This window comes from Lentilactobacillus sp., from assembly GCF_040773105.1.
GTDB lineage: Bacteria > Bacillota > Bacilli > Lactobacillales > Lactobacillaceae > Lentilactobacillus > Lentilactobacillus parabuchneri.
Genome location: NZ_JAXGWW010000153.1, coordinates 1 through 4,852, shown reverse-complemented (window position 1 = coordinate 4,852; position 4,852 = coordinate 1). Strand labels below are relative to the sequence as shown.

Genomic DNA, 4,852 nt, shown 5'->3' with positions numbered 1-4,852 from the left:
TTCGCACCACGCGCCATCGTTTCTTGTAAGTTTGACCGGGTCAAACCAGCCGTCTTAGCTTGCGTGATGATCCCGATAACTGGCGTACCTTCTTCAATCAACGCAATGGTTCCATGTTTTAATTCTCCGGAAGCAAATCCTTCAGCTTGAACATAAGAAATTTCCTTTAACTTCAAAGCTGATTCCAGTGAAACCGTCTGATCAATGCCTCGACCAATGTAAAACGCCCGATTAGCCGGTACAAAATACTTTTTAGCGAGATCGTCAATGAGGTCTTTTTCATCGATAATCGCTTGCATCCCAGTCGCAACCAGGCCCAACTGCTGACGAATATCAAATTCTTCGGCAATGGTTTGCTCTTTAGCTTCTCCAAGTGCCTTGGCCAAAATTGCTTCCACCCCAATTTGGGCGGTATAAGCCTTGGTAGATGCAACGGAAATTTCAGGGCCGGCATGAAGCAACATCGTGTACGTCGCTTCACGGAACAGGGTCGAATTTTCAACGTTGGTAATGGTTAAACTCTCGTAGTTATTGGCGTTGACATTAACCAACACTTCTCGACTGTCGGCCGTTTCACCACTTTGTGACAAGAAGATGAAGAATGGTTTCTTGGACAACAGTGGATTATCATAGGCAAATTCAGAAGCAATGTGAACTTCAGTTGGAACGTGAGCTAATTTTTCAAATAGTTTCTTTCCAACCAAACCGGCGTGGTAGCTGGTACCGGCACCAACAATATACAAACGGTCGGCTTCCTTCATTGCGTTGATCAATTGAGAATCAACGTTGGGTTTGCCGGATTCTTCAGTATATAGGGAAGCCAACTTACGCATCACGTTTGGTTGTTCATCAATTTCTTTAAGCATGTAATATGGGTATGGGCCCTTGTCGGTTTCTTGAGCATCCATGTTAACGTGGAAGCTCTTACGCTCAACCTTGTTGCCGTCACGATCTTCAATGTCAACTGAGTCTGGCTTGATTGTGACAACTTCGCCATCATGCAATTCCAAGAAATCATGAGTCACATTCAACATTGCTAATGCGTCTGAGCAGACAACGTTACAGCCATCTCCAACCCCAATTAGTAACGGGCTCTTGTTCTTGGCAACGTACAAGGTTTCAGGATCAGTACTATCCATCAGTAAAAATGCATATGATGAGCCTTCAAGCAAACTTAACGTCTTCAAGAATGCCTGTTTGGTGGTCATCCCTTCAGTCTGAACGAAGCGGTCAACCAATTGAACAACCACTTCCGTATCGGTCTGACTGGCAAAAGTTGTATTGCTCAGATACTTCGCTTTGAGTTCTTTATAATTTTCAATCACACCATTGTGAACCAAGTAAAATCTGTGATCTTCAGAGTATTGGGGATGCGCGTTGGCAACACTCACAACACCGTGAGTTGCCCAACGGGTATGGCCAATGCCGACCGATCCGTGAACTTCAGGGCCAACGGCAGCTTCCAATTCTGAAATTCGTCCCTTGCGTTTAACGAGGTAATCATTGCCGTTCAAATCATTAACGTAAATGCCGGCTGAATCATAGCCACGATACTCCAGCTTTTCAAGCCCTTCCAATAAAATTGAAACAGCATTATCATTTCCAGTTACTCCAACAATTCCACACATTTTAGTTTTCTCCTCAACGTTTTTTAAATTGGTATATACAGAATATTAACGTTTAATATTTTTATAACACGTATAATCTACCTAATTTCAAGATAAAAGTCAACAAAAGATGCTAAATGGTATAGGAAATCTTAAAAATTAATATACTACGAAACACCGACTCCATTTTCACGAAATAAAAAGGCACTGATGCAAGGCTTTCGCTTCGCTTACAGTACCCCATTGTTAAAATATCGTAAATGATGAAATCAATTTCAAATGATTTCACCTATCATCCACCCAACCAATGAACCTTACTGACCCATTTCGTCTCGAACCACGTCGGCGATTCGCTTCGTATACTCATCGACTAAATCCTGGGTTGGTGCTTCGGTCATCACTCTGAGGAGTGGTTCCGTCCCACTTGGTCGAACCAACACGCGGCCGTCACCGTGCATCTCTTCTTCGACCTGGGCAATCACTTCTTTGACCTTTTCATTGTCAAGACAATGCTTCTTATCGGTAACTTTAACATTGATTAATTTTTGCGGATATTTCTTAATTTCACCAGCTAGTTCTGAGAGCTTTTTGCCGGTTGATTTCATCACAGACAATAACTGAAGGCTGGTTAACATCCCGTCACCGGTTGTGTTGAAATCAAGGAAGATAATGTGACCGGACTGTTCACCGCCAAGGTTATAGCCGTCTTGATTCATCTTTTCAACCACGTAGCGGTCGCCAACCTGCGTTTTGACACTGGTCATGCCTTCTCGTTCCATGGCCTTGTACATGCCCATGTTGCTCATGACCGTGGTCACAATCGTGTTTTTCTTCAATCGACCGCGTTCAGCCATATATTTACCACAGATATACATAATGGCATCCCCGTCGACTAATTTGCCATTTTCGTCGACTGCGATACAGCGATCACCATCACCATCAAAGGCAATTCCAGCTTGGACACCTTCGTCCAAAACAAATTGTTGGAGCTGTTCGGGATGAGTTGACCCCACGTGGTCATTGATGTTCAAGCCATCGGGATTGGTGGCCAACGTTTCAAATTCAATGCCCAAATCCGCGTACAGGGTGGTGACCAATTTACTGGTTGATCCATTTGCCGCATCAACACAGACTTTCATCCCTGACAGATCTTCTGAGATGGTTTGTTCCAAGAAATGAATGTACTTTTGGCTGCCCTCAAGATAGTCACCGGAAACGCCCAGCCCTTCTGCAGCTGGTCTTGGTAAAATATCTTCTGACCGTTCCAAAATGCCTTCAATTTCTTCTTCGAGATCATCGGATAACTTGTAGCCATCCGCACCAAAGAATTTAATCCCGTTATATTCCACTGGATTATGAGATGCGGTAATCATCACGCCCGCGTCAGCTTCCTGGTTTCTGACCAGATAAGCAACGCCTGGAGTGGTCACAATTCCCAAGTTCAAAACTTCAATTCCGACAGACAATAGGCCGGCAATTAAAGCTTCTTCAAGCATCTGGCCAGAAATTCGAGTATCTCTGGCAACCAATACTTGGGGCTGCTTTCGTTCGGAATGGTGCGTTAACACATAACCACCCGCACGGCCGCATCGAAATGCAAGCTCTGGCGTAAGTTCCTTATTGGCAATTCCTCGGACACCATCAGTACCAAAATACTTCATCGTAAAAATTCCTCATTTCAATTAAATATAATTTTGGGCTTAATTGTTTCTTGTAATCTTAACCGTAATTTTTTCAGGATCAAAGCCCTTAACGTTATTCAGCTTGGCATCCAAGACAACCCGTTTGGTGCTTGTCTTCTTGACGTCACTGGTATCGACTTCAACCTTAACGGAACTCAATTTGGACAATTCAGCTTTCGTCCCAAATACTCGAACGCGTTTGGTGGCCGATGTCAACGTGAAGCTTTCATTGTCATCAGTCACGCCCTTTGGCTCAAGCTTGATCGGCAGTTCCTTACTATTGCCAGGTGTAATCGGCAGCGTCACATCAGCCGTTGCCGGTGTAATGACAACGTTGACCGTATTTTGTTTGGAATCAAGCGCCTCAATGATTGCCTGACTTGAAATCGACGACTTGGCGTTTTGCGGTACGTTCAGCTGCGCGACAACCGACTTAATCCGGTTAATCTGATCAGACGCACCGGTAATTTTGACGTTCTTAACGTCAGCATTCGCCTGCCCTGCTTGATAACCGGAAGCAATATTTCGTTTTGAATACTGAACGGTTAACGGATAAGTGACCGTTTCTCGCGGTTGAATATCAACCTTTATTGTAGCCGGTTCAAACCGATATCTCAAATCATTATTCAATCCGTCCTGCTGAATCCGAACGGTGTGCTCGCCAACCCCAAGCTTGGAGAGGTCAGCGTACGCCTTGAAATTCTGGGTGTTTGCCGTGGTGGTCACCAAAGCGGAAGGCCCGGTCAAATGAACTTTGACTTTCTCAGGATATCCGGTTACAAAGTATTTATTACTGTTAACCGTTAATGAAAGCGGCACAGAAAACGTCTGGGTCCGATCCGATGTCAAGGACGTTGAATTCGTGCTGCCACCAGACCGGTTATTAGTGGTACTGGATTGTGTGCTGCCGACGTACATAAATAATAGGATCGCAAAGAATAACGATAGTAAGCGGTACGCCCAATTTTTAAAGAGCCATTGTTTCATGATTACCGGCCCCCTTTAAAATGATTGTCAATAAAGTTCGATACAGCATTGATAAAGTTCTTGTGGGGCTGATCGTCTTCGTCAGTGAACAGTTGATTCTTGAAATACTTCAAGTAATCGTCGCGAGTCATTCCCCGTAACAACTCGTTGTTTTGGGTGATGGAGACTTCGCCGGTTTCTTCAGAAATAACCACCGTCATCGCATCAGTCAATTCCGAAATCCCAACCGCTGCCCGATGCCGAGTCCCAAGTTCTTTTGGAATCAGATTACTTTGAGACAATGGCAAGTATGCAGCAGCTGCCGCAACCCGGTTGTTCTTAATAATCACGGCCCCGTCATGGAGTGGCGTGTTGGGGATGAAAATATTAATCAACAATTCTCCGCTAACGTCGGCGTCTAAATCAATCCCGGTTTCGATGTACTCTTCCAACCCGGTGTTCATTTGAATGGTAATTAGCGCCCCAATTCGGCTTTTAGACATGTACTGAATCGCTTTATACAGAGCTGTAATCATCTTTTGGGCATCTTCATTTTCATATTTAACAATCAAAAAAATCGATCCGCGACCAAGCTCC

At 44.4% G+C, this 4,852-nt stretch carries 4 protein-coding genes; all 4 read right to left on the bottom strand.

The genetic code is table 11. The features are described from left to right. Positions 1-1,628, bottom strand: a 1,628-nt coding sequence (gene glmS / locus AB3112_RS08190) for a glutamine--fructose-6-phosphate transaminase (isomerizing) (protein WP_367334268.1), incomplete at its 3' end; no start/stop codon positions are given. Positions 1,629-1,921: 293 nt separating this feature from the next. Then, entirely contained in the window at positions 1,922-3,268 is a 1,347-nt protein-coding gene (glmM, locus tag AB3112_RS08185) for a phosphoglucosamine mutase (RefSeq protein WP_057910521.1), read from the bottom strand. Between the two features lie 39 nt (positions 3,269-3,307). Further along, entirely contained in the window at positions 3,308-4,276 is a 969-nt protein-coding gene (locus AB3112_RS08180) for a YbbR-like domain-containing protein (RefSeq protein WP_367334267.1), read from the bottom strand. Between the two features lie 2 nt (positions 4,277-4,278). Beyond that, positions 4,279-4,852 (bottom strand): diadenylate cyclase CdaA (cdaA, locus tag AB3112_RS08175; protein ID WP_367334266.1); only part of this gene is annotated, 574 nt, incomplete at its 5' end.